17 protein-coding genes, 1 other RNA gene and 1 pseudogene are annotated in these 23,976 nt (G+C 71.9%); 5 read left to right on the top strand and 14 right to left on the bottom strand.

Annotation, left to right across the window (positions count from 1 at the left end):
* Positions 1-54: 54 nt before the first annotated feature.
* The 5 genes and pseudogenes from HJD23_RS25955 to HJD23_RS25935 form a co-directional block, all read right to left on the bottom strand.
* Complete coding sequence (locus HJD23_RS25955) at positions 55-648, bottom strand: CGNR zinc finger domain-containing protein (RefSeq protein WP_171114147.1); 594 nt, start codon at positions 646-648, stop codon at positions 55-57.
* A 376-nt stretch (positions 649-1,024) separates the two neighbouring features.
* Positions 1,025-2,197 (bottom strand): uroporphyrinogen-III synthase, encoded by a 1,173-nt coding sequence (locus tag HJD23_RS25950; protein ID WP_171114148.1) that lies wholly within the window; start codon positions 2,195-2,197, stop codon positions 1,025-1,027.
* A gap of 103 nt (positions 2,198-2,300) precedes the next feature.
* Positions 2,301-3,683, bottom strand: a complete 1,383-nt coding sequence (locus HJD23_RS25945) for a nitrate/nitrite transporter (RefSeq protein WP_171114149.1) — start codon at positions 3,681-3,683, stop codon at positions 2,301-2,303.
* A gap of 152 nt (positions 3,684-3,835) precedes the next feature.
* Positions 3,836-4,465, bottom strand: a pseudogene (locus tag HJD23_RS25940) (hypothetical protein); the annotation flags it as partial.
* A gap of 139 nt (positions 4,466-4,604) precedes the next feature.
* Positions 4,605-5,573 carry a LysR family transcriptional regulator gene (locus HJD23_RS25935; RefSeq protein ID WP_171114150.1) on the bottom strand — a complete coding sequence of 323 codons (969 nt, stop codon included), beginning with the start codon at positions 5,571-5,573 and terminating at the stop codon, positions 4,605-4,607.
* An 83-nt stretch (positions 5,574-5,656) separates the two neighbouring features.
* Between HJD23_RS25935 and HJD23_RS25930 the strand changes: the two genes are divergently transcribed.
* The 3 genes from HJD23_RS25930 (at position 5,657) to HJD23_RS25920 (ending at position 10,268) form a co-directional block, all read left to right on the top strand.
* On the top strand, positions 5,657-6,889 hold the full coding sequence (locus HJD23_RS25930; protein ID WP_171114151.1) for an MFS transporter: 1,233 nt from the start codon (positions 5,657-5,659) through the stop codon (positions 6,887-6,889).
* Between the two features lie 122 nt (positions 6,890-7,011).
* On the top strand, positions 7,012-9,261 hold the full coding sequence (gene yicI, locus HJD23_RS25925) for an alpha-xylosidase (protein ID WP_171114152.1): 2,250 nt from the start codon (positions 7,012-7,014) through the stop codon (positions 9,259-9,261).
* Positions 9,261-10,268, top strand: a complete 1,008-nt coding sequence (locus HJD23_RS25920) for a LacI family DNA-binding transcriptional regulator (RefSeq protein WP_171114153.1) — start codon at positions 9,261-9,263, stop codon at positions 10,266-10,268. Before yicI ends, HJD23_RS25920 begins: the two co-directional genes overlap by 1 nt.
* A 109-nt stretch (positions 10,269-10,377) precedes the next feature.
* On the opposite strand, the gene ssrA is transcribed toward HJD23_RS25920, so the two are convergent.
* The 5 genes from ssrA to ftsE form a co-directional block, all read right to left on the bottom strand.
* Positions 10,378-10,746, bottom strand: a transfer-messenger RNA (tmRNA) gene (ssrA, locus tag HJD23_RS25915).
* 100 nt (positions 10,747-10,846) lie between these two features.
* Positions 10,847-11,326, bottom strand: a complete 480-nt coding sequence (gene smpB / locus HJD23_RS25910) for an SsrA-binding protein SmpB (protein ID WP_171114154.1) — start codon at positions 11,324-11,326, stop codon at positions 10,847-10,849.
* Between the two features lie 62 nt (positions 11,327-11,388).
* A complete protein-coding gene (locus tag HJD23_RS25905; protein WP_171114155.1) occupies positions 11,389-12,552 on the bottom strand; it encodes a S41 family peptidase in 1,164 nt (387 codons plus the stop codon).
* A 67-nt stretch (positions 12,553-12,619) separates the two neighbouring features.
* Positions 12,620-13,537, bottom strand: coding sequence for a permease-like cell division protein FtsX (ftsX, locus tag HJD23_RS25900; RefSeq protein ID WP_171114156.1), 918 nt, complete (start codon positions 13,535-13,537; stop codon positions 12,620-12,622).
* A gap of 54 nt (positions 13,538-13,591) precedes the next feature.
* A complete protein-coding gene (gene ftsE / locus HJD23_RS25895) occupies positions 13,592-14,281 on the bottom strand; it encodes a cell division ATP-binding protein FtsE (RefSeq protein WP_171114157.1) in 690 nt (229 codons plus the stop codon).
* A 234-nt stretch (positions 14,282-14,515) separates the two neighbouring features.
* Here ftsE and HJD23_RS25890 point away from each other — a divergent pair, with 234 nt between their 5' ends.
* Complete coding sequence (locus HJD23_RS25890; RefSeq protein ID WP_171114158.1) at positions 14,516-14,707, top strand: hypothetical protein; 192 nt, start codon at positions 14,516-14,518, stop codon at positions 14,705-14,707.
* Between the two features lie 148 nt (positions 14,708-14,855).
* Here HJD23_RS25890 and HJD23_RS25885 read toward each other — a convergent pair whose 3' ends face one another.
* The 4 genes from HJD23_RS25885 to HJD23_RS25870 all read right to left on the bottom strand — a co-directional run bounded on the left by HJD23_RS25885 (position 14,856) and on the right by HJD23_RS25870 (position 20,084).
* A complete protein-coding gene (locus tag HJD23_RS25885; protein WP_171114159.1) occupies positions 14,856-15,464 on the bottom strand; it encodes a hypothetical protein in 609 nt (202 codons plus the stop codon).
* Between the two features lie 296 nt (positions 15,465-15,760).
* Complete coding sequence (gene prfB / locus HJD23_RS25880; protein ID WP_171118764.1) at positions 15,761-16,867, bottom strand: peptide chain release factor 2; 1,107 nt, start codon at positions 16,865-16,867, stop codon at positions 15,761-15,763.
* Positions 16,868-17,013: 146 nt separating this feature from the next.
* On the bottom strand, positions 17,014-18,249 hold the full coding sequence (locus HJD23_RS25875) for a serine/threonine-protein kinase (RefSeq protein ID WP_171134079.1): 1,236 nt from the start codon (positions 18,247-18,249) through the stop codon (positions 17,014-17,016).
* Between the two features lie 122 nt (positions 18,250-18,371).
* Positions 18,372-20,084 (bottom strand): serine/threonine-protein kinase, encoded by a 1,713-nt coding sequence (locus HJD23_RS25870; RefSeq protein WP_171114160.1) that lies wholly within the window; start codon positions 20,082-20,084, stop codon positions 18,372-18,374.
* Positions 20,085-20,440: 356 nt separating this feature from the next.
* On the opposite strand from HJD23_RS25870, the gene HJD23_RS25865 reads away from it, so the two are divergent.
* The gene (locus HJD23_RS25865; protein ID WP_171114161.1) at positions 20,441-23,944 is read left to right on the top strand and encodes an FHA domain-containing protein; all 3,504 of its coding nucleotides are present in this window, start codon (positions 20,441-20,443) and stop codon (positions 23,942-23,944) included.
* The last annotated feature ends 32 nt before the right edge of the window (positions 23,945-23,976 follow it).

Genomic DNA, 23,976 nt, shown 5'->3' with positions numbered 1-23,976 from the left:
AATCACTTCGGAAGCGGGGGAACGGCGGTATCGCACAAGCCGCATAACGGACCGTCAGGCCCGGGAGAGTGCCGCACGCCGTCGGTGCCGGGCCACCCGCTCCCGGTTTCCGCACACCTCACTGGAACACCAGCGCCTGCGCCGCCCCCGGGAGGTGTCGACGTACACGATGGGGCAGTTGTCCCCCGCGCACTGCCGCAGGCTCGCCCGCGCGACGGGATCGGTGAGCAACTCCACGGCGTCCCGCGCGATCGCGCCGAGCAGCGCGGCGCACTCCGGGGGCCGGTCCAACTCCCGCACGAGCGTGCCGTCCTGACCGCGCCGGGCGCGGGGCGCCGGGGGTGCGGTGCGGGCGAGCTCGTTGACGCGGGCGAGGGCGCGATCGTACGACGGTGTCGGGGGCGTCAGCCTGCCGTGCACCAACTGTCCGACGTGCCCGCGCACTTCGCGTACCGCCACCAGCCAGGAGCCGTCGGCGTGCGCGAGCGGGGTGCCCGGCGGGACGAGCCCCGAGCCGGTGATCCAGGCCCGCAACACCTCGACGGTGCCGAGCCGTTCCGTGGGGTGGGTGGTCGCGAGCAGGTCCAGACAGACCCGCCCGGCGTCGAACCGCAGCTCGTAGGGGGCAGGGGCCGTACCCAGTGCCATTGCGCGCCACCGCCTTGGGGTCACCGGAGTGGGTGTTCCGAGGTCTTGAGGAAGTTGTCGGAACCGTTCCCTCTCACAGTGCACGCCCTGATCGGCGACCGGAAGGCCGCGTACCGGGCGGCGCGGCAGTCGCCGCTGGGGCCCGCGCCCGTGCCACGGCCTCGCGGGCGGCCGCGAGCTCGGTGTCCGGGTCTCGCGGCGCCGTACGATCCACGGCTCCGCCGCCCTCGCAGCTGCCCACGGCGACGGCGCGAGGTGGGGCGCCCCGCCCCCGGTGCGGCGCCCTCGCTCGCCCGGCAGCCGTCGGCGTGCTTGGCGGCCGTAGCCGCGCCGAACCCGCAGGCATGCCCCCGCCGCCCACGCCGCCGCGCCGATCTCAGACGTCCGCGTACTTCGCGTCCGCTGCCGGGTCCAGGGCCAGGCGGTAACCGCGTTTGACGACCGTCTGGATCAGCTTCGGCGCCCCAAGGGCCGTGCGCAGGCGGGCCATCGCTGTTTCCACCGCGTGCTCGTCGCGGCCCGCGCCGGGGAGGGCGCGGAGGAGTTCGGAGCGGGGGACCACCCAGCCGGGGCGGCGTGACAGGGCGCGCAGCAGGGACATGCCTGCGGGCGGTACGGGTTTGAGTGCGCCGTCCACGAGGACCGCGTGGCCGCGGATCTCCACCAGGTGCCCGGCGAGGGGCAACGAGCGGGCCCGGGCGGGCAGTTCCTGGCAGAGGAGCTGGACGAGGGGGCCGAGCCGGAAGCGTTCGGGCTGGACGGTGTCGATGCCGCGGGCCTGCAACGGCAGCGCGGTGACCGGGCCGACGCAGGCCGGCAGCACATCGTGGTTGAGGGCGGCGAGCAGCTCCGCCAGCAGCCCCCGCTCCTCGGCCCGGGACAGCAGCGACGCGGCGGCGGGCGCGCTGGTGAAGGTGAGCGCGTCGACGCCGCGCGAGACGGTGGCGTCCAGCAGCCGGTCGACGGGCGAGAGGTCCTCCGGCGGCATCCACCGGTAGACGGGCACGCCGACGACCTCGGCCCCGCCCGCCTTGAGCGACTCCACGAACCCGGGCAGCGGCTCACCGTGCAGCTGTACGGCGATGCGCCGCCCGTCGACGCCCTCCTCCAGCAGCCGGTCCAGCACCTCGGCCATGGATTCGGAGGACGGCGACCAGTCCTCGTTCAGCCCCGCGGCCCGGATCGCGCCCTTCACCTTCGGCCCACGGGCGAGCAGCTCCACATCCCGCAGCCCTTCGAGCAGCGCCTCCCCGAGCCCCCAGCCGTCGGCGGCCTCGATCCACCCCCGGAAACCGATCGCGGTCGTCGCCACGACCACGTCCGGCACCCGGTCGAGCAGCTCCTTGGTGGCGGCCAGCAGCTCGCTGTCGTCGGCGAGCGGCACGATCCGCAGGGCGGGCGCGTGCAGCACGGCAGCACCGCGCCGCCCGAGCAGCGCCCCGAGTTCATCGGCCCGGCGCGCCGCCGTCACGCCCACGGTGAACCCGGCGAGGGGCCCGTGCTCCGCCCCTTGCCCTGCTTGTTCCGGCCGTCGCTGTTGCTCGTACATAGCTAACTCTCGTCCCGCACTCGAGTCGTGTGCACCTACATGCGACCGAGCCTGTCAACGGCGCGTGACAGGCTCGGTTCGGCTTGATGTCGTCGGTGTTACGTCACACCTCGGCGTAGCTGAGCTGCGGCTTCGCCTCGGTGGTGGCCTGGGTGGCCGGAACCTGGCCGGCCGGGCGGCGAAGGTATACGGCCCAGGTGACCGCGAAGCAGAGGCCGTAGAAGGCGAGGAAGGCGACGAACGCGCCGGTGCCGGAGCCCACGCTCAGGAACGACTGCCGGAAGGCCAGGTTGATCCCGAGCCCGCCGAGCGCGCCCACCGCGCCGATCAGCCCCATGGACGCCCCGGACAGCCGCCGTCCGTAGGCCGCGGCCGCCTCCCCTTCGAGGCCCATGGCCAGGGCCTTGTTCTGGAAGATGCCGGGGATCATCTTGTACGTCGACCCGTTGCCGATGCCGCTCAGCACGAACAGCGCGATGAAGGCGACCGTGAACAGCGGCAGCGACTCCCGCATGCTCGCCAGGGTGATCACGCCGGTGGCGGCGGCCATGGCGACGTAGTTCCACAGCGTGATCTTCGCGCCGCCGTACTTGTCGGCGAGCGCGCCGCCCACCGGCCGGATCAGCGAGCCCAGCAGCGGGCCGATGAAGGTGACGTACGCGGCCTGCAGCGGCGTACGCCCGAACTGGGTCTGGAGCACCAGGCCGAAGGCGAAGCTGTAGCCGATGAACGAGCCGAAGGTGCCGATGTAGAGGAAGGACATGATCCAGGTGTGGCCGGCCCGCACGGCCTCCTTGGCGGCGCCGGAGTCGTTCTTGAGGGACGCGATGTTGTCCATGTACATCGCGGCGAGCACCGCGGCGACGACGATCAGCGGGATGTAGATCCCGAGCAGCACGCGCGGCCCACCGCTCGCACCGATCACGGCCAGCCCGACGAGCTGCATCACCGGCACGCCGATGTTGCCGCCGCCCGCGTTCAGGCCGAGCGCCCAGCCCTTCTTCCGCAGCGGGTAGAAGGCGTTGATGTTGGTCATGGAGGAGGCGAAGTTGCCGCCGCCGATGCCGGTGAGCATCGCGCAGATCAGGAAGGTGGTGTACGAGGTCCCCGGCTCCATGACGACGAAGGCGGCGATGGTGGGGACGAGGAGCAGGCTCGCCGAGATGATCGTCCAGTTCCGTCCGCCGAAGATCGCGACGGCGAAGGTGTAGGGAACGCGGACGATCGCGCCGACCAGCGTGGCCATCGACACCAGGACGAACTTGTCGGCCGGGGTGAGACCGTACTCCGGGCCCATGAACAGCACCATGACCGACCACAGGGTCCAGACGGAGAAACCGATGTGCTCGGAGAGCACGGAGAAGATCAGGTTGCGGCGGGCGACCTTCTCCCCGGTCTCCTTCCAGAAGGTCTCGTTCTCCGGATCCCAGTGCTCGATCCAGCGGCCTCCCCTGCTGGGTGCGGGGGCTGTACTCGGGGCTGTCATGACGCCTCCACGGTGCTCCGGGCTCGGTGGTGCAGCTCTTCAGTGGCTGAGTCCCGAAGGTAGGGAGGGCGCGTTTCCGGTCTGTGGCGGTGGGTGACCGGAAAGGAACTTTGCTCTCACCCCGGGTCGGGGCGGGCTGAGAGGTCCGGCTCGCCGTACGGCCCGCTCGCGAACGGATTCCCCGGCGTCCGCGCACCCGGCGGCAGATACCGCAGCCGCCCGGTCTCGTCCGTCACCGGCGTGAACCCGGCGGCCTGGAGGCGGGCGGCGTACTTGGCGTTGCGCCGACGTCCCACGGTGAAGCCGACAGCGATCAGACTCAGGCACGTGCCCCACATGATCCCGGCGACCAGGAAGCGGCTGTCGCCGCCGATCCTCAGCCCGACCACCAGGCTGCCGACGGTGACGGCGATCGCCGCGTACACCAGCCGCTGCTTCTCGGAGTGCCGGCCGGTGAGGTCGAAGTTGATCCGGGCCTTGAGCAGCTCCAGGGCGTTGGGGACGACGGGCGGCAGGGAGACGCCGTCACCGGCGTTCGGATACTGCGCCCAGTTCTGCGCGGCCCGCGTCCGTGCGACGGGGCTGGGGTCGGGCATGATCAGCATCACCAGGGCGTTGTTCCGCGACCCGGCCTGCCGTACGTCGACGTACTCGTACCCGAACTGCTGAGCGAAGAAGGCGAGCCGCGCGAGCTTCTTCACGGACGCCATGGAACTGGTGAGCTCGACGGGTCCCCCGCCGGCCATCAGCCGCATCATCTTCCGCACCTGGCGCTTACTCACCGGAATCCCCCGATCACACTGGTTCACGTGCGCGACCGGGGCAGTCTGCCACGGACCGCGAGGTCCGGAGCCGCCGGTGCCTCAGTCGGTTCGCCGTCAGCTCAGTCGGTTCGCCTGCCCCAGTCGGTTCGCCGGTACCTCAGTCGCCGCACGCGAGCCTGTCCGCGTCCGGCATCCATCCCCCGTCCGGCACCCGCGACCACCCCTCCTCCCGCCCGAGCTCCCCCGCCGCCCGCCGCAACGCATCCAGCGCCGGATGCACCAGCCCCTTCCGCCACACCAGCGACACCGGCGACAACGGAACGGGGTCCACCAGCCGTCGCCGTACCGACCCGGGCATGGCCGGGAAGTCCACCACGGCGAGGACCGGACACCGCGTCTTGGCCATCACGCGCTGGAACTCCTCGTCCCCCACCGCCGGCGGCAGGGGGGCCGCGATCTCGATCCCCCGTCCCTCGAAGAGCCGCCGGGCGAGATCGGTCCACTCCGGCGTCCGCGGATTCCCGGCCCCCGCGTACACCGTCTCCCCCGCCAGCGCGGCCAGCGGCACCTCCTCCAGCGCCGCCAGCCGATGGTCCTCCGGCAGCACGATCGCCATCGGCTCGTATCGGACGGGCTGGTGTGCCAACTGCCGGCGCAGCGCCGGATCCAGTCCCGCGAACCGTCCGAACGACGCGTCGATCCGCCCCGCCAGCAGTTCCCCGGCCGCTCCGGTCAGCCCGCTCTCGTAGCGGGCCATCAGCTCGTACTCGGGGGCGAGTGCGCGGGCGCGGTGCAGCACCCGGCGCGGGGTGCCGAGACCGGGGGAGTTCAGGTCGACGAGCAGGGGCCTGACCTGCCCGAAGGCCGCGAGCAGCGCCTCCTGCGCCGCGAGCATCCGGCGCGCGTACGGCACCAGCCGCTCCCCGTCCGCCGTCAACGTCACCTGCCGGGTCGTCCGGACGAACAGCTCGGTGCCCAACTCCCGCTCCAGCCGCCGTACATCCCTGCTCAGCGCCTGCTGGGCGACGTACAGCCGGGTCGCGGCGCGGGTGAAGTGCAGTTCCTCGGCGACCGTGACGAAGGCGCGCAGGAGACGGGGGTCGAGGTGGTGGGCGGGAGCGGGCATGGCGGGAACTTACAACGGGAGTGCGTGAATCGGCACCGAGAAGGTGTTGGACCCCTTGATCAGCCACGGGTGACGGTTGCCGCATGCCGCAATCCGCCACTGGGCTCCAACCCAGCCCTTACCGCCGCCTGTTCACCCACCCCGGCACCCGGGCCTTCACGCTCGGAAACCTCATCGCCCGCCTTCCCATGGGCATGTTCAGCGTGAGCGCGGTCCTGATGATCGCCGGTTACCGCGGCTCGTACGCCCTCGCCGGTGCGGTCACCGCGACCGGCCTCGCCGCGACCGCGCTGGTCGCCCCCTGGGTCGCCCGCCTCATCGACCGCCACGGCCAGGCCCGCGTCGCCGTCCCCGCCACCCTGTTCGCCGCGCTGGGCGGCCTGGCCCTGATCCTCTGCCTGCACTACGACGCCCCCGACTGGACCCTCTTCGCCGCGTACGCCGCCACCGCCACCACCCCCAACATCGGTGGCATGTCCCGTGCCCGCTGGGCCCACCTCCTCAAGGGCGACGCCGACGCCCTGCACACCGCCAACTCCTTCGAGCAGGCCGCCGACGAGCTGTGCTTCATGCTGGGCCCGGTGCTCGCGGCCTTCCTCTGCGGGACGCTCTTCCCGGAGGCGGGCACGCTGGTCGGGGGCGTCCTGCTGCTCACCGGCATGCTCCTGTTCACCGCCCAGCGCACCACGGAACCCCCTGTCGCGCCCCGCACGAAGGCCCGCTCGCCGCTGCGCTCCCCCGGCATGCCGTCGCTGCTCGCCGCCTTCCTGGCCACCGGCGCGGTGTTCGGCGCGACGGAGGTGGTGACGATCGCGTTCGCGGACGCACAGGGCCACCGCACGGCGGCGGGCGTGCTGCTCGGCCTGCAGGCGGCGGGCTCCTGCGCGGCCGGTCTGCTCTTCGGCACGCTGAGACTCACGACACCGGCCGCCCGCCGCCTTCCCTGGTGCATAGCCGCCATGGCCGCCCTGCTGACCCTCCCCCTCCTCGCCGCCACCGCCACCTCCTCCCTCCTCGCCCTCGCCCCCGCCCTCTTCCTCGCCGGTATGGCGACCGCCCCGACGATGGTCACCGGCATGGCGCTCGTCCAGCACCGCACCCCCGCCGACCGCCTCAACGAGGGCATGACCCTCGCCGTGACCGCCCTCCTCGGCGGGATCGCGGGCGGCAGCGCACTCGGCGGCTGGACGGTGGAGCACGGGTCGGTGGCGGCGGGGTATGGGGTGCCGGTCGCGGCGGCGGGGGCGGCGCTGCTGATCGCCGTCGGGTCCGTACGGGCTGTACGGGCTGTACGGGCTGTCGAACCGCTTCACTGAAAGCTAACCCGACCGATTGACGCCCTCACGGGCCGCACTTATCTTCATCCGTCGAAGCGCTTCGACGTCCCGCATCGAACCAGGTTCGACAACCGCCAACCTGTCGAGTAAGGGGTCCGGGCTTGAAGTTCACCGACGGCTACTGGCTGCTCCGCGAGGGCGTCACCGCGGCGCACCCGGTCCAGGTCCTCGACGTCACCGCCACCGACGGCACGCTGGAGATCCACGCGCCGACCCAGCCCGTCCGCCACCGCGGCGACCTGCTGAAGGGACCGGTCGTGACCATCACCGCGCACGCTCCGATGCCGGACGTCATCGGCGTCACGCTCACGCACTTCGAGGGCGAGCAGCCGCGGGGCCCCGAGTTCGAGGTGACGAGGGAGCCCTTCACACCGCAGGTGTCGTACGACGACGACCACGCGGTCCTGACCTCCGGCGACCTGTCCGTCCGCATCGCCCGCACCGGCCCCTGGCACGTCGACTTCCTCGCCCACGGCCGCACCCTCACCACCAGCGGCCCCAAGGGCATCGGCATCATGCGGGACGCCACCGGCGCCCACTATCTGCGCGAACAGCTCGGCCTCGGCGTCGGCACCCAGGTCTACGGCCTCGGCGAACGCTTCGGCCCGCTGGTCAAGAACGGCCAGGTCGTCGACATCTGGAACGCCGACGGCGGCACGGCGACGGAGCAGGCCTACAAGAACGTCCCCTTCTATCTGACGGACGCGGGCTACGGCGTCTTCGTCGACCACCCGGGCAAGGTGTCCTTCGAGGTCGGCTCGGAGACCGTCTCGCGGGTACAGTTCAGCGTGGCGGCGCAGCAGTTGACGTACTACGTCGTCCACGGCCCCACCCCCAAGGAGATCCTCCGCAAGTACACCGCCCTCACCGGCCGCCCGGCCCTTCCGCCCGCCTGGTCGTTCGGCCTGTGGCTGTCGACGTCGTTCACCACCTCCTACGACGAGGAGACGGTCACCTCGTTCATCGAGGGCATGCGGGCGCGTGAGATCCCGCTGTCCGTCTTCCACTTCGACTGTTTCTGGATGCGCGAATTCCACTGGTGCGACTTCCAGTGGGACCCGAGGGTGTTCCCGGATCCGCCGGGCATGCTGAAGCGGCTTCGGGAAAGAGGCCTGCGGGTCTGCGTCTGGATCAACCCGTACATCGCCCAGCGTTCCCCGCTGTTCGCGGAGGGCAGGGCGCTCGGGCATCTGCTGCGGCGGCCGGACGGGAGCGTGTGGCAGTGGGACCTGTGGCAGCCCGGCATGGCCTTGGTCGACTTCACCAGCCCGGCGGCCCGCGAGTGGTACGCCTCCAAGCTGCGGGCGCTGCTCGCGCAGGGCGTGGACTGCTTCAAGACCGACTTCGGCGAGCGGGTCCCGGTGGACGTGGCCTGGTCCGACGGCTCCGACCCGGAGCGGATGCACAACTACTACACGTACCTGTACAACCGCACCGTCTTCGACGTGCTGCGCGAGCACCGCGGCGAGGAGGAGGCCGTCGTCTTCGCCCGGTCGGCGACCACGGGCAGCCAGCAGTTCCCCGTGCACTGGGGCGGGGACTGCGAGTCGACGTACGAGGCGATGGCGGAGTCGCTGCGCGGCGGGCTGTCGCTGGGGCTGTCCGGGTTCGGGTACTGGAGCCATGACATCGGCGGCTTCGAGGGCACACCGACACCGGCCCTGTTCAAGCGGTGGCTGGCCTTCGGTCTGCTGTCCTCGCACAGCAGGCTGCACGGCAGTTCCTCCTACCGGGTGCCGTGGCTGTTCGACGAGGAGTCGGTGGACGTGGCCCGGCACTTCACCCGGCTGAAGCTCCGCCTCATGCCCTATCTCTACGAGGCCGCGCGCGCCGCCCACACCGAGGGGGTGCCGGTGATGCGGGCGATGGTGCTGGAGTTCCCGGAGGATCCGGGGTGCGCGTTCCTGGACCGGCAGTACATGCTCGGGCCGGATCTGCTGGTGGCGCCGGTGTTCAGCGACGAGGGGGACGTGACGTACTACGTGCCCGAGGGGACGTGGACGCATTTCCTGAGCGGGGAGACGGTGACCGGGCCGCGGTGGGTGCGGGAGCGGCACGATTTCCTGAGCGTGCCCCTGCTGGTGCGGCCGGGGGCGGTGATCCCGGTGGGCGCGGTGGACGACCGGCCCGACTATCCGCACGCCGAGGGGGTGACCCTGCGGGCGTACGGGCTGGGGCGGGGCGCGCAGGTGAGGGTGGCCGTCGGGGACGTGACCTTCACCGTCGTACGCGAGGGGGACGTGCTCCGGGCCTCTTGCAGCGACCCGTCGGCGCCGTGGGCGCTGGCCGCCGGGGAGCGGATGGCGCGGGCGACGGCAGGCACCGGATTTCTCTCCCTGGAGCTGGACTGATGGTCAAGATCACGGACGTGGCACGGCACGCGGGGGTCTCCCCCAGCACGGTCTCCTACGCGATCAGCGGCAAACGCCCGATCTCGGAGGAGACCCGGCGCCGGGTCGAGGCCTCCATCCGCGCCCTCGGCTACCGCCCGCACGCCGGCGCCCGCGCCCTCGCGAGCAGCAAGTCGAACGTCCTGGCGCTGGTGGTGCCGTTACGGGCGGGCATTCACGTTCCGGTGGTGATGCGGTTCGCGGTGTCGGTGGTCACCACGGCACGCCGTCACGACCACGACGTGCTGCTGCTCACCCAGGAGGAGGGCGAGGAGGGGCTGAGCAGGGTCGCGGACACCGCGCTGGTGGACGCGCTGATCCTGATGGACGTCCAGCTCCACGACCCCCGGCTGCCGTTGCTGCGCTCCCTGGACCGCCCGTCCGTCATGATCGGCTTCCCGGCCGCGCCGAGCGGGCTGACCTGCATCGACCTGGACTTCAAGGCGGCCGGCGAGGCGTGCGTGGAGCATCTGGCGGGGCTGGGGCACCGGGTGGTGGCGCTGGTCGGCTCGCCGCCGGAGGTGTACGTGCGGCAGACGGCGTTCGCCCAGCGGGTGGTCCAGGGCTTCACGGCCGCGGCCGACCGGCACCGGCTGGCCTCCGCCGTCCACCCCTGCGAGTCGGCGCCCGCCGCCGCGCGCCGGGTCGCCGAGCGGCTCCTGCGCGAGCAGCCCGCGTTGACCGGGGTGGTCGTCCACAACGAACCCCTCCTGGAACCCCTGATCGACGCCTTCGAACAGCTCGGCCTGCGCGTGCCCGGCGACCTCTCCGTCACCGCCATCTGCCCCGACGAACTCGCCGCGTCCGTCCGCGTACCGGTCACGTCCGTCGACCTGCCGGCCGGGGAGATCGGTACGCGGGCGGTGGAACTCCTGATGCGCAAGCTGGACCGCACCCCTGCACCGGAGGCAACCCTGCTCGCGCCCCGCCTGACGGTACGGACCAGCACGGCACCGCGTAACGCCTGACGGCGCAGCGGCTCACTGCGGCTTGAGCGGGAGGGCCCGGTGGGCGGAAAACACAACGACGGCCCGGTGGTCGAACCACCGGGCCGTCGTCACATGGAGATCGTGCAGATCGTGGAGATGGCGGGAATCGAACCCGCGTCCAACGGTGCGGAACCAGGGCTTCTCCGTGTGCAGTCCGCTGTGCTTTTCTCGGCCCCGGAGATCACGCGGACAAGTCTCCGACGGGCTCAGTCACTGTTTGGTTTCCCTCTTCACCCCGTGACCGGGATCAAGGTTTAGTTCCCTAGCTGATGCCAGGATCCGGGTCGGGAACAGCCCCGGGCTGACACTTCGCAAGTCGCTACTTAGGCAGCGAGGGCGAAGGAATCGCGCTTGGTGTTGGCGATTATTTTTTTCGGCCTGTGGTTTACGAGATCATGGCCGCTTCCTCGACACGCTTCCCCTGCTTCGACAGCCGCTGTCGAAACCGATCATCCCCATGTGGATTTTTCAATGCGCACACCGACCGTGACCGGTGTTGATGCCATCGTACGGGATCAACGCAGCCACATGCCAGCGTATTCCCGGCGACCGCAGGGTTACGCCCGCTGCTTGCGCCGCACCGCCGACATCGCCCGCTCCGCCTCGCGCCGGTCCTGCTTCTCGCGCAGCGTCTGCCGCTTGTCGTACTCCTTCTTACCCCTGGCCAGCGCGATCTCGACCTTGGCCCGGCCGTCCTTGAAGTACAGGGCGAGCGGCACGATGGTGTGACCCGTCTCTCCCGACTTGGACTCCAGCTTGTCGATCTCCACGCGGTGCAGGAGCAGCTTGCGCTTGCGCCGGGCGCTGTGGTTGGTCCAGGTGCCCTGGCTGTACTCCGGCACGTGCACGTTGTACAGCCACGCCTCGTGCCCGTCCAGCTGGACGAAGCCGTCGACCAGCGAGGCCCGGCCCTGGCGCAGTGACTTCACCTCGGTGCCCGTGAGGACCAGACCGGCCTCGTAGGTGTCGAGGATGTGGTAGTCGTGCCGCGCCTTCTTGTTCTGCGCGATCAGCTTGCGCCCTTTTTCCTTAGCCATAGTGCCGACCATTTTCGCACTACGCAGGGGGTGTGCGGGAAGCCGTTTATCGACCCGGCGCGCTACTGGCCGAGGCCGCCGAGGATGGTCTCGGCCCGCCGCAGGGCCTGCTCGTCGGCCTCCAGGTCGGGGGTGATGCCGTGGCCGTCGACACCGCGGCCGGAGGGGGTGCGGTAGTGGCCGACGGTGAGCTCGGCGACGGAGCCGTCGGGCAGCCGGCTGGGCATCTGGACCGAGCCCTTGCCGAAGGTGCGGGAGCCCACGACGACCGCGCGGCCGCGGTCCTGCAGGGCACCGGTGAGCAGCTCGGCCGCGCTCATCGTGCCGCCGTCGACGAGTGCGACCAGAGGCCTCGCGGTGTCGCCGCCGGGCTCGGCGTGCAGGGCGAGCTGCTCGCCGTCGACGTCGTAGGTGGCGACCAGGCCGCCGTCGAGGAAGGCGGAGGCGGCGGTGACGGCCTCGGTCACCAGGCCGCCGGAGTTGCCGCGCAGGTCGAGGATGATCCCGGAGGTGGCCGGGGCCTGCCGTACGGCATCGCGGACGATCTCGCCGGAGCCCTTGGTGAAGGCGACGATCCTGATCACGGTGGCGCCGTCGGCGAGTGCGCGCACGGTCACGGAGTCGGTGGACAGGCGGGCCCGGCGCAAGGTCTCGGTCCACGTGCGCGTGCCGCGCTCCAGACCCAGGCGGACGGTCGTACCGGCGGCCGCGTCGGTGGCGTCGCCGCGCAGTAAGGAGACCACCTCGGTGACCGGACGCCCGGCGACCTGCCGGCCATCGACGCTGCGCAGCCGGTCCCCGGGGCGGATCCCGGCCTCGGCGGCGGGCGAACCGGCGGTCACCTTCGTCACCTCGATACGTCCGTCCCGCTCGCGGCGGGCGGCCAGGCCGACGCCGGTGTACTCGCCGTCGAGGGCCTCCTGGAACTCCTCGTACTCGCCCTCGGAGTAGACCGCGTCCCAGCGGTTGCCGCTGCGGCTGACGGCGCGCTGCGCGGCCTCGATGGGTGACGTGCCCTCGGCCATGGCCTCGGCGGCGGCACGGGCGACGTCCTGGTGACTGCCGACGGGGGCCGTGGAGGGCGTCGTACCGGGCGTGGGTCCGCGCTCGCCCCCCGGCAGCGAGCCGGTCGCGGCACCGGCGACGAGCACGCTCGCGAACACCAAGGTCAGGGCGGCCCCGCGGCCGAAGCGGCGGGGCTGACAGAACAGGTCACGACCTGACATGCCGGTGAGTCTAGGACAACGCCAAGGGCCGTACGGGCGGTTGACCGTACGGCCCTCTTGGCATGCGTCACACCTTCAGGTACTTGCGCAACGCGAAGAAAGCGGCCAAGGCAGGCATCAGCAGGCTGGTCGCGAGGATGAGCGGCAGCTTCGTCAGTACGGCGTCCCAGCCAATGAAGTTGATCAGATTTAGCTTCTCGGACAACGCCAGTCCGTGGTCGATGATGAAGTACCGCGCGATCACCAGGAATCCGCAGGCGACCGTCCCGCCGATGAGTCCGGCGACCGCGGCCTCCATGATGAACGGCGCCTGGATGTAGAAGCCCGAGGCGCCGACCAGGCGCATGATGCCGGTCTCACGCCGCCGGCTGAACGCCGAGACGCGCACCGTGTTGACGATCAGCATCAGCGCCACCACCAGCATCAGCGCCATCACCGCGCGCGCGGCCCAGTTCATGCCGTTCAGCAGCTCGAAGAGATTGTCCAGAATGCCCTTTTGGTCCTGCACGGACTGCACGCCGTCCCGCCCGTTGAAAGCGGTCGCGATGACCTGGTACTTCTCCGGGTCCTTCAGCTTGATCCGGTACGACTCCTGCATCTGGTCCGGCGTGAGCGAGGCGGCCAGCGGGGAGTCGCCGAACTGCTCCTTGTAGTGCTTGTACGCCTGGTCCTGCGACTCGTACGTCACCGTGTCGACGACCGACATCTTCTTGAGGTCGGTGAGGACCTGGTCCTTCTGCTCCTCGGTGACCGCACCCTTGGCGCAGTTGGGGTCGGACTCGGCGTCGCTCTTGTTGCAGAGGAAGATCGAGACGTTGACCTTGTCGTACCAGTAGCCCTTCATGGTGTTCACCTGGTCGCTCATCAGCAGCGAACCGCCGAACAGGGCCAGGGACAGGGCGACGGAGACGACGACCGCGAAGGTCATCGTCAGATTGCGGCGGAGACCGACACCGATCTCCGACAGAACGAACTGGGCGCGCATGGCGTCTGCTTCAAGCCTTTCCGGGGACGTCTGCGAGGGGTCTGCGGTGCTGTCTCAGTGCTGGTAGCCGTAGACGCCGCGGGCCTGGTCGCGGACGAGGCGGCCCTTCTCCAGCTCGATCACGCGCTTGCGCATCTGGTCCACGATGTTCTGGTCGTGCGTGGCCATCACCACGGTCGTGCCCGTCCGGTTGATCCGGTCGAGCAGCTTCATGATGCCGACGGAGGTCTGCGGGTCGAGGTTGCCGGTCGGCTCGTCGGCGATCAGCAGCTTGGGCCGGTTGACGAACGCCCGCGCGATGGCGACGCGCTGCTGCTCACCGCCGGACAGCTCGCCCGGCATCCGGTCCTCCTTGCCGCCGAGCCCGACGAGTTCGAGCACCTGCGGCACGGACTTGCGGATCTCGCCGCGCGACTTGCCGATGACCTCCTGCGCGAACGCGACGTTCTCGCCGACCGTCTTGTTCGGCAGCAGCCGGAAGTCCTGGAACACCGTCCCCAACTGCCGCCGCATGTGCGGCACCTTCCAGTTGGAGAGCCGGGCGAGGTCCTTGCCCAGAACGTGCACCTGCCCGTGACTGGCCCGCTCCTCGCGGAGGATCAGCCGCAGGAAGGTGGACTTTCCGGAGCCGGAGGACCCCACGAGGAAGACGAACTCGCCCTTCTCCACCTCCAGGGAGACATCCCTGAGGGCGGGGTGGGTCTGCTTGGGGTAGACCTTGGAGACGTTGTCGAATCGGATCACGGATGCACCACGGGTCGCCGGGGGTAGATGTGCGTGACCATACGCGAAGCGGGTGCGCAAGCGCAGGCACAGGTATGGATGTGAGCTGCTTGTGCCCTTTTGTGCCGGTGAGGTGCCCCCTTCCGTAGGCGCCCGCGCTCTTTCCGGAGGAACCTGGCACAGTGGAGGGGGAACGTTTGCGTTCCCCCAGGCGTTGTCACCGATGAACTGGTACCGGTGCAAGGAGGCGAGCACATGACGTACGACCGGCTGGTGTGCGCAAACTGTGCCGCGCCCGTGACCGAGGGCCGCTGCCCCGTGTGCCGGGCCAACCGCGAGCGGCTGCAGCAGGAGAACCCCCTCGCGGCTCTCAACCCCATGACCCTGATCGCCCTGCTGGTGGTGCTGATCGCGGCGGTCGCGCTCCTCGCGCACCAGACCGCGTAACGACCGCAGACCACGCCGAGCAGACCTACGTCGAGCAGACCTACGGCCGAGCAGACCTACGGCCGAGCAGACCTACGGCCGAGCAGACCTACGTCGAAGGGCCCGGAGCAGTCACTCCGGGCCCTTCGACGGTTACGCTCGGCTACCGTCAGGCAGCCGCACCGCCACGGCCGCCCATCATGCGCGGCAGCACACGGAAGGCGACGCCACCGGCGATCATCGTCGCGGCGCCGATCAGCAGGAACGTGGTCTGCGCGGCACCCGTCTCGGCGAGCTCGTCGCCGCCGCCCTGGGCGGAGGTGTCGGCCGCCGGGACCTCCGTACCGGTGTCCGTGAGGGACGAGGTGCCCTCTTCCTGCGTGGACGGGCCGGAGCCGCCGTCGGTGTCGGTGTTGTCGCCGCCACCGGCGCCCGGTGCGGTGGTGTCGTCGTCCGAGGACTCGGACGGGTCCACAGTGGGGTTGTCCGACTCAGTGGGCTGCAGTGTGGGGACGGTCGGGTTGCCCGTCGGGGTAGTCGGGTTGCCCGTCGGGATAATGGTCTCGGGCGGCGTCGACGGCACGGTCTCCGTCGCAGTCGGCTGCACCGTCGGCGTCGTCTCCGTGGACGTCGGGCTCGGCGAGACGCAGAGATTCAGGACACTGCAGTCGTCGGTCTCGTCGGCGGAAGCCACACCCGCGACGGTCAGCGAGGCGCCGGCCGCGATCACGGTGCCGGCCGCGATCCGCGCGACACGGATGCGCGTCTTGTTGGTCATGTGCTTGCTACCCCCAGTAGCTGATTGTCATTGAGGCGGCGCTCGGGGCCGTGATCGACGGGAGTAGCTGTGGTGAAGCCCCCCGGTTCACATGCGCCCCAGAGATACGCATGCCACGCTTCACCCTTCCCATTTTTCAAAGCAACGTCAAGGCCGTTGCGTACGCGATGTCCAAGTACGGGTTCTTTGCCGGGCGTTGAAGCCTGTGAGTGTGATGTAAAACCCAGACATCCAGGTATGGACAAGGCAACTGCCGCCGGGTGGACGACAGTTGCCTTGTCGACAAAACGCTTCTGTTACTTCTCCTGCTGCTTGCGCCAGCGAATTCCGGCCTCAAGGAACCCGTCGATCTCACCGTTGAACACGGCCTCGGGGTTGCCGACTTCGTGCTCGGTGCGCAGGTCCTTGACCATCTGGTACGGGTGCAGCACGTACGAACGCATCTGGTTGCCCCAGGAGTTGCCGCCGTCACCCTTGAGGGCGTCCATCTTGGCCTGCTCCTCCTGGCGGCGCCGCTCCAGCAGCTTGGCCTGGAGGACGTTCATGGCGGTGGCCTTGTTCTGGATCTGCGAGCGCTCGTTCTGGCAGGAGACCACGATGCCGGTCGGGAGGTGCGTGATGCGCACGGCCGAGTCGGTGGTGTTGACGCCCTGGCCGCCGGGCCCGGAGGACCGGTAGACGTCGATGCGCAGATCGGACTCGTCGATGTCGACGTGGTCGGACTGCTCGACGACGGGCAGGACCTCGACGCCGGCGAAGGAGGTCTGGCGGCGTCCCTGGTTGTCGAACGGTGAGATGCGCACCAGGCGGTGCGTGCCCTGCTCGACGGAGAGGGTGCCGTAGGCGTACGGCGCCTGCACGGCGAAGGTGGTGGACTTGATGCCCGCCTCCTCCGCGTACGACGTCTCGTACACCTCGGTCTTGTAGCCGTGCTGCTCGGCCCAGCGCAGGTACATCCGCTGGAGCCGCTCGGCGAAGTCGGCGGCGTCGACGCCACCGGCCTCGGCGCGGATGTTCACGAGCGCTTCCCGGGCGTCGTACTCACCGCTGAGAAGCGTCCGCACCTCCATCTCGTCGAGGGCCTTGCGGACGGCGGCGAGCTCGGACTCCGCCTCGGCGCGGGTGTCCGGGTCGTCCTCCTCCTCGGCCATCTCGAACAACACCGCGAGATCGTCGATCCGCCCGCGCAGTGCCTCCGCCTTCCTGACCTCGGCCTGGAGGTGGGAGAGCTTGCTGGTGATCTTCTGCGCCTCGTCCGGGTTGTCCCACAGGGACGGCGCGGCCGCCTGCTCCTCGAGCACGGCGATGTCTGCCCTCATCCTGTCGAGGTCCAGGACGGCCTCGATCGACTCCATGGTCGAGGAGAGGGACTTGAGCTCTTCGGATACATCGACGACTGCCACGCTCCCAGCGTAACGGCTGCGGCAAGCGACCTCGGCCGCGCTGCGGGCTGGGCTGGTGGCTGAGGGGGGTCGGCTCTTGACCGACAGTGAACGGATGGTGGATGGGTATAGGCCCGGGCGTCCAGGGGGCGGGGCTCCCTGAGTCGTCAGGGTGACGCCGGGGCCGTGTTTTTCGTGTCCTGCGGATTCGCGCCCGTGCCGTCGGCCGACGTGGCCAGCCAGGCGCCGGTGCCCGCGGCCGCGGCGACCGCCACTGCCGCCGCCGCCCGGATCAGGCGGCGGCGTCGAGTGGTCGCCCGGTGCCGGGCGGAGCCGGGGCGGGGGGCTCCCGCGGCCCTGGGTGCCCGTGCCGTCCCCCGCGCACCCCCCGCCAGCTCGTCAGGCGCCGGGACCCTCATCGACGTATGGGTGTCGCGGTTGGAGTCGGGCTTCGCGCCGGGGACCAGCGGCACCGCGCCCCGGCGTTCCCGTGCCGGCGGCTCCGGCTGCCCGGCGGGCGGCGTCTCGGAGGGTTCCTCCGGCTCCGCGTCCGGTTCGTCCACGTCCAGCGGCGGCATTCCCCGCAGTGCCGGAAGCTGTTCCCGCAGCCGCGTCGCCAGCTCGGACGCCCTGAGCCGGGACGCCGGCGCCTTCGCCAGGCACTGCACCAGCAGCTGCCACAGCTCCTCGGGGATACCGGGGAGGGGGACGACCGTCTCCGTGACGTGGCGGCGCAGCACGGCGCCGGGGTGGCCGCCGCCGAACGGGGTGAAGCCGGCGAGCAGCTCGTAGAGCACCGTCGCGAGCGCGTAGATGTCCACCGCGGCCCGGGGCGGGAGACCCTCCACGATCTCCGGCGCGAGGTAGTCCGGCGTACCGATGATCTTCGTGGCGCGGGTGCGGCGCGGGGAGTCGATCAGCTTGGCGATGCCGAAGTCCGTCAGCAGCGCGCGGTGCGAGCCGCCCGGTCCGAGCGGGCCCTGCATGTCCAGCAGGACGTTCTCCGGCTTCACGTCCCGGTGCACCACGCCCGCCGCATGCGCCGCCGCGAGCCCCTCCGCGACGTCCGCCGCGATCGCGACCGCCGCCTCGGGCGCCAGCCGCCGCTCCCGGTCCAGCCGGGTGCGCAGGTCGGTGCCCCGGACCAGGTCCATGACGAGGGCGAGGTCGTTGCCGTCCACGACCAGGTCGCGGACGGAGACGATGTTCGGGTGTTCGAGCCCGAGCAGAGCCGTCCGCTCCTGCACGAAGCGTCCGACGAGCTCCTGGTCGGATGCGAGATCCTCGCGCAGCAGCTTGATGGCGACGGGTCCCTCGGGGCCCTCGCCCAGCCACACCGTGCCGGCGCTGCCCCGCCCCAGGATCTGGTTCGCGGTGTACCGGCTGCCGATCTTCCGTGCCAAGACTGCTCCTACAGACGCGTGTTGTCGCTAAAACTACGCGTCCGGAGAGCCCACGTTCACCGCGGAGGCGGAAATCACCCGCCAGGTGTCGACAAATCAACACACCCGCTCCTGCGGACCGGCTACTGCGTGGACGTACCCGTGCCCCCGGAACCGCCGGAGTCCCCGCCCAGCTCCCCGATCCATCCGGTCACCGTGCCGAGCCAGTCCGTGAGCTGTTCCCAGTAGCCCTTGCCCGTGCCGATCCACTCCTGAAGCGGGCTCAGCTCCCAGATCAGCCACCCGGCCACGAACAGGATGACGATCGTGAACAGGCATCCCTTCAGACAGCCCAGCCCCGGGATCCGCATCGGATTGGCGTTGCGCTGTCGCGGCTGCCGTGGCTCCCGCATCGGCCGCTGCGGCTCGGGCGTGGGCGGCGGGGCGTACCGCTGGGGCTGCTGCTGGCGCTGCGGGGCGTACTGCTGGGGCTGCTGACGCTGTGGGGCGTACTGCTGCGGCTGTTGCTGCGGCGGATAGCCGTACCCCGGCGGCGGTCCCTGCGGCGGTCCCTGCTGAGGACGCTGCTGGGGCCCCGGCTGCTGCTGCGGGCGCGCGACCTGCCGCTGCGGGCGGCGGCGCAGCGGGTCCTGGCTGGGGTCGAGGTACTGGACCTGCGTCTGCTCGTTGCGGTCGCGCGCGGCACGGAGCTGGGTCTGCCAGGGGTGCGGCTGCTCGGGCTGCTGCCCCTGCGGCAGCACCTGGGTCGGGTCGGCACCACCGGGTCCGGTGTTCGGCAGTACGGCGGTGGGGTCGGCGGCACCGGCCGGGCCGCCGGTGTGCGGCAGCACGCTGGTCGCCGCGTTCGGGTCGTACCCGGGGGCGCCGTGCGGCAGCACCTGCGTCGGGTCGGCCGCGCCGGGCGTCCCGGGTACGGGGGCGGGGGCCGGGTCGGGTGCGAGGAGCGCGGCGACGCCCTCGGCGGCGGCGATCTGCGCGGAGTTCGCGTGCACGCCGATGCCCTCGGCGACGACCCGCAGCCCGCGCGCGAGGTTCTCGGCGCTGGGCCGTTCCTCGGGGTTCTTGCGCAGACAGCGCTCTATGACCGTCCACAGCGGTTCGGGGACGGTGGAGGGGCGGCGCGGCTCGGCGCTCAGGTGCTGGTGCAGGACCTCCAGGGCGGAGCCCCCGGAGAACGGCGGACGGCCGGTGACCAGCTCGTACAGCAGGATTCCGGCGCCGTAGATGTCGACGGCGGAGGTCTGCGGGCGGCCCTCGGCGGACTCCGGCGCTACGTACGCGGGCGTGCCGACGAATTCCTGGGTACGCGTGAGGCCGGGTGAGTCGGCGAGGCGGGCGATGCCGAAGTCGGTCAGCAGCGGGTGCATCTGGCCGCCGTGCTGCTGGAGCAGGACGTTCGCGGGCTTCAGGTCGCGGTGGACGACGCCGTCGGCGTGGCTGGCGGCCAGCGCGTCGGCGATCTGCGCGGTGAGCAGGGCGGCGGCGACGGGTGTGAACGGACCGTTCTCGCGCAGGTAGCGGTGCAGGTCGGGGCCGTCGACGAGGTCCATGACGAGGGCCAGCAGGTCGCCCTCGACGACCAGGTCGCGGACCCGGACGATGTTCGGATGGGTGAGCCGGAGCAGGACGGACCGCTCCCGCAGGAACCGCATCACGACATCGGGGTCGCTCGCCAGCTCCTCCTTGAGGACCTTGATCGCGACGGTCTCACCGGGCTGACCGGGCACCGCCGCCTCGGCCCCCGCGGTCTCCCGCTGGCGGGCTCGCCAGACGGTGCCTGTGGCGCCGCGTCCCAGCGGCTCCTCAAGGAGGTACTTGCTCCCTACCGGCCGCACGTCATGGCTCCCTGCTGCTTGCTTGCATGGTCCGACCCACTGTAGTGCCGTGGTGCGAGGGACCGGGGTTCGAAGGAAAGACGCTCGCCTCGGTCTTCAGGTTGCCGAAAGCGGGCGTGACCGATCTCAACCGGTCGCCGATGCCGCCCCGGGCAGGCACTTTTGCGGGCAGAGCCGACCAATCAAGATCACTTGTCCTGGAGCGGCGGGCGCGTTGTCAGTGGCAGGTGCGAGGATGCGTGCAGTACTGGCCGACGTGCTCGTGTGGTGGTGGGGGAAGTCCGCGGTGGGGGACCGCGGGGCGGACTCGGCCCCCTGCCCCGCGGGCGCCCGCGCAGAAGGGACCGCTGACGGCGATGCAGATCCGGCTGACCGTCGTAGACCCGCTGGGCCCGCCTCACGAGGCGCCGGGCCGGGCCGCGAGCCGCGACGTGCTGGTCACGGCGCCCGCCGGCACGGCCCTGTCCGCGGTGGCCTCGGCGCTGGCCGCGGCGGTCTCCGGCGACGCCCCGTCCGGGCCCGCCGTGCTGTACGCCGGTGCGGAGCGACTCGACCCGCAGCGCTGCACCCTGGGCGAGCCGCCGCTGCTCGACGGCGCCGTGCTGTCCGTGGGCGGCCCGGCCGCCCCCGAGCCGCATCCCGAGCTGGACGACGCCCCGGCCCGCCTCGACGTGATCGCCGGGCCCGACGCCGGCGGGGTCCACCTGCTGCACGGCGGCGAGATCCGCGTCGGCCGCTCCGCCGAGGCGGACGTCCCGCTGGACGACCCGGACGTCTCCCGCGTCCACTGCGCGGTCACCCTGAACGCGGACGGCCGTGTCTCGGTCGCCGACCTCAACTCCACGAACGGCACGACGCTCGACGGCACGCGCGTGGGAACCCGCCCGACACGCTTCATGCCGGGGGCGCTGCTGCGGATCGGGGAGTCCACACTGCGGCTGGCGCCGGCTGGCGGGCCGGGGCGGCGGGTGGGGACCGTGCCTGATGGGGAGGGGTGCGTGCGGGTCGGGGCGAGGGACGGGGAGTCGCCTGCGGCCGGAGCTTCGGGTGCGCGGGCGGAGGGACCGGCCGGGAAGACGGGGCGTGCGTACGGGGACACCGGGGGCTGGGGGGTGTCGGAAGACGCGGCTGCCGGCGTCTCGCGTGAAGGAACGGGGCCGACGGGCGCCGCCCCCGCCGACCCGGCGCGTACGGATCACGACGAGCACACGCGAGCGGTGCAGACGGGCACCGCGGCCAAGGAGCACTCGCCCGTCGAGCCGCCCCTCGTGCCCGAGCCCCTCGTGCCCGAGCAGGGCAAGCCACCGCGGATCGAGACCCGCGGAGAGCCCTGCTCGGGGCCCGCGGCGCCGCCCAGTGACGCAACGCACGGTGGACGACTCGGCGTGGGGGCGGCCGACGCCCCCGCGGCAACCCCCAGCCGCCGCAAAGGCACGCCCCTGCGCGGCACCGACGTACCGCAGGGCGTGCGCAGGCGGGGCGGGCTCACGGCGTGGGCGCGGCGGCTGGCCGGTGGGCGCGACGGCGAGCAGGAAGCGGCCGGGCATGGGCGGTACGACGAGGAGTCGGCCGGTGGAGCGGGGGTGCTGCCCGTGCACGCCGACGCGCCGGAGACCTGGCCGGATCCGGCCGCGCTGCTGCTGACCGCGCTGGGCCCCGGGCCCCGGCTGTGGGAGCGCGGGCCGGGGCACCCCGAGGCGCTCACCGTACGGCTCGGTACGGCCGACCGGGCCGCGCCGGACGGTTCCGGACTGCTGCCCGCGGTGCCGGTCACCGCGGATCTGCGGGAGGCCGGTGCCCTGGGCCTGGCCGGTCCGCGCCCCCGCCTGGGCGGGCTGGCGCGCGCTGTGGTGGCCCAGCTCGCCGCGCTGCACTCGCCCGACGCCCTGGAAATCATCCTGATCAGCACGGACCGCGCACGCTCCCTGGAGGAACGCACCGCCGAGTGGGCCTGGCTCGGCTGGCTACCGCATCTGCGCCCGGCCCACGGCCAGGACTGCCGCCTCCTCCTCGCCCACGACCGCGAACAGGCCGCGGCCCGCACCGACGAACTCCTCCGCCGCCTGGACGACCACCACGCGGAGCGGAGCGGCACCAACAGGCAGACCGTCACACCGGCACCGGCGGCGCCGGACCAACGCCACCCCGAGAACACCGGGACCGCGACCCGCACCGCGACCACCCCACCCCGCCGCCCCTCCTGGGCCCGCCCGGACGACGACTCGCCCAGCGACTCCGCACACCCCGCCCCCGCCCCCGGCCCCTATGCCGTCCTCGTCGTCGACGGCGACCCCGGCAGTGCCGGTCTCCGTGAGGCCGTAGCGCGGCTGGCCCTGGAAGGCCCGCAGGCCGGGATCCACGTCGTCTGTCTCGCCGAGACCGCGCCCGCCTCCCCCGCCTCCCCGGTCACCGAGACCTATGAAGCAGCCTGCGCCGCGGCCCCGGCGTTCCGCGCATGCGGAGCCGTCGTCCTGCTCAGCGGCGACGTGGCGACAGCCCTCCGGCTGGTCCGAGTCGCGCGAGTCGGCGGCGGCACCGGCACCGGCACCGTGGCAGGATCTCCCGCCCCCGTGGGCCACGGCACAGTAGGCGCCGTGGACGCCGTCTCCCCCGCCTGGGCCGAGCGCTTCGCCCGCGCCCTGGCCCCCCTCCGCACCGACGCGAGCGCCACCGGCACCCGGCACGCGCGCGTCAGCGCCCCCCTCCCCCAAGCCGCCCGCCTGCTCGACGAGTTGGGCCTCGCCCGCGCCACCCCCGCCTCGCTCATGGCCCGCTGGGCGGACGCCGCCGACGACACCGACGCACTCGGCGGCCGGGCGCACGCCGTCCTCGGGGCCGGCCCGCGTGGACCGGTCGCCGTGGACCTCGTCACCGAGGGACCGCATCTGCTGATCGAGGGGCCGCCCGGCAGCGGACGGACGGAACTGCTGCGGGCCGTCGTCGCCTCGCTCGCCGCCGCCGAGCGGCCGGACCGGCTGAGCCTGGTGCTGATGGACGGCCGGGACAGCGTGGGCGCGGGCAGCGGGCACGGCGACGGTCTGCACCTGTGCATGGACATCCCGCACGTCACCACGCACCTCCTCGCCAACGACCCGGTCCGCATGCGGGAGTTCGCGCAGTCCCTGTCGGCCGAGCTGAAGCGCCGCGCCGAGCTGCTCGGCCGCTCGGACTTCGCCGAGTGGCACACCGGACGTGCGGTGTCGGGCCGTATGGTCAGCCAGCGCTCGGTGCCCACCGCCGGTGCCGGGACCGGTGCCGGGACCGGCGGTGGGGACCTGGACACCCCGCCCAGCGCCACCCTGCGACTGCGCCCGTCCGCCGGCCGCCGCCCGACGGACGACGTGCCGCCGCTGCCCCGCCTCGTCGTGGTCGTCGACGACCTGGACGCCCTGGTGTCGCCCCCGCTGGGCTCCCCGGGCCGACCCGCGGCCGGGTCCGTGATGCGTGCGCTGGAGGCGGTGGCCCGCGAGGGCGAGCGGCTCGGCGTGCACCTGGTGGCCGCCGCCGGTCCAGGCGGTCGTACCGCCGAGACCGAACCCGCCCGGCGGGCCACCCTGCGCGTCACCCTCGACGCACCCGCGCCCGGCCCGGACGAACCGGCGCCCGGCCGGGGGCGTCTGGCTCACCCCGACGGCCGGGTCACGCCGTTCCAGGGCGGCCGGGTGACGGGTCGTATCCCACGCACGGCGACCCTGCGGCCGACCGTCGTCCCGCTGGAGTGGCACCGCATGGGCGACCCGCCCGCCCGCCGCCCGGTCCGCGAACTGGGCAACGGACCCACGGATCTGGCCCTCCTGGCGAGCGCGTTGGAGCGGGCGGCGCGGGAAGTCTCCGCTCCGGAGGTGCCGTCACTGTTGTAGGGCCCCCTGGACAGGTGCACGGGCCGCTAGTC

It is taken from the genome of Streptomyces sp. Z423-1 (genome assembly GCF_013009255.1).
GTDB lineage: Bacteria > Actinomycetota > Actinomycetes > Streptomycetales > Streptomycetaceae > Streptomyces > Streptomyces gossypiisoli.
The sequence above is the reverse complement of the archived record's forward strand: the minus strand, read 5'-3'. Positions and strand labels throughout refer to the sequence as shown.